The sequence below is a fragment of the Streptomyces sp. NPDC127092 genome (assembly GCF_042722475.1).
Taxonomy (GTDB): domain Bacteria; phylum Actinomycetota; class Actinomycetes; order Streptomycetales; family Streptomycetaceae; genus Streptomyces.
Map to the genome: position 1 here is coordinate 1 of NZ_JBHXFE010000130.1, position 973 is coordinate 973.

1 protein-coding gene and 1 pseudogene are annotated in these 973 nt (G+C 77.7%); one reads left to right on the forward strand and one right to left on the reverse strand.

Going from position 1 to position 973, the window contains the following annotated elements; translation table 11 throughout:
* The coding region (locus tag ACFWJO_RS37890; protein ID WP_386872684.1) for a hypothetical protein at nucleotides 1-338 on the reverse strand (338 nt) is incomplete at its 3' end.
* Between the two features lie 98 nt (nucleotides 339-436).
* On the opposite strand from ACFWJO_RS37890, the pseudogene ACFWJO_RS37895 reads away from it, so the two are divergent.
* A pseudogene (locus tag ACFWJO_RS37895) lies at nucleotides 437-973 on the forward strand (hypothetical protein); the annotation flags it as partial.

A 973-nucleotide genomic window follows, 5' to 3' on the forward strand; every position in this document is an offset into this window, starting at 1 on the left:
GCGTAGTCCCAGCCTTGGATCGGGCAGTCCGGGGACGACGGCGGCGCGCTCGTCCCCGTCTCGGCGGCGCCGTCCTCGCGGGGCGGCGGCGGACAGACGCACTGCGCCCCGGAGGCGGCCGTGGCCGCCTTCATCTGCTCGCGCCAGATCACGTGGGGGTCGGCGGCCGGGTCCGCGGCCGCGCCGGGGTGCGTCGGACGCGCGACGCCGTCGTCGTGGGCGGGGGTGCGGGCCGCGTCCCCGTCCCGGGTGAAGCCCATCCGCACGATGGCCCAGCCGCCCACGGTCCACGCCACCAGGAGGAAGACCCCCACGGCGACGGCGATCATGATGTCCACGGCGGGCTCCTCCTGCGCTGACGGGGCGGGCGATGCGGCGGGCCCGCTTTCGGGCCAGGGTAGCCGGACGGGGTGGTGGGGCGCGGTACGGTCGGGGCATGACCCCCGTGACCCGTGACACCGCCGCCGAGATGCCCGCCCACCTGCGGGACCTGGCCGAGTTCGTGACCGCCTCGCCCTCCAGCTACCACGCCGCGGAGGAGGTCGCACGCCGCCTGGAGGCCGTCGGCTTCACCCGCCTGGACGAGACGGCCGACTTCCCGGCGGCCCCGGGCGGCTACGTGGTGGTGCGCGACGGTGCGGCGATGGCCTGGATCGTGCCGACGGGCGCCGGGGCCCTGGGCCGGGACGAGGGCGCTGAGGCGCGCGCGGCCGGGCCGGACGAGGCGGGGCCGAGCGCCGGCGTCGTGCCGGTGTTCCGCGTGCTCGGCGCGCACACGGACTCGCCGGGGTTCAAGCTCAAGCCGAACCCGGCCACCGTGACGGCCGACGGCTGGGTGCAGGCCGGCGTCGAGGTGTACGGCGGCCCGCTGCTGAACTCGTGGCTGGACCGCGAGCTGCGGTTCGCCGGGCGTCTGGCCCTCGACGACGGCAGGCAGGTGCTCGCCGCGACCGGGCCCGTGGGGCGCATCCCG